The organism is Rhodosalinus halophilus (assembly GCF_003298775.1).
Classification (GTDB): Bacteria; Pseudomonadota; Alphaproteobacteria; order Rhodobacterales; family Rhodobacteraceae; genus Rhodosalinus; species Rhodosalinus halophilus.
Map to the genome: position 1 here is coordinate 1 of NZ_QNTQ01000078.1, position 322 is coordinate 322.

Consider the following 322-nt stretch of genomic DNA (forward strand, 5'->3'; position numbering starts at 1 on the left):
CGAGGCCGCGGGCGGCGCGATCGCGGCGCACGAGGCGCGGCTCCTCGAGGCGATGCTGCACGGCACCGGCAACCTGCGCGGGCTCGCCGAGATGCCGGGCGTGCGGCTGATCGGCCCGGCCGACGCAGCGGGGCGCGAGGGCGTCGTCTCCCTCTGGCTAGAGGGCATGGCCTCGGCCGATCTGGTGGATCACCTGGGCAGTCGCGGCGTGCGGGTGCACATCCGCAAGAACGACCACTACTGCGGCAACATCCTGGGGCCGTTGGGGCGCGAGGACTGCATCCGGGTCTCGGTCTGTCATTACAATACCGAGGCCGAGGTC

1 protein-coding gene is annotated in these 322 nt (G+C 72.0%); it reads left to right on the forward strand.

The annotated features are described in order from the left end of the window. A partial coding sequence (locus DRV85_RS18935) for an aminotransferase class V-fold PLP-dependent enzyme (protein ID WP_113291007.1) occupies positions 1-322 on the forward strand: 322 nt, incomplete at both ends.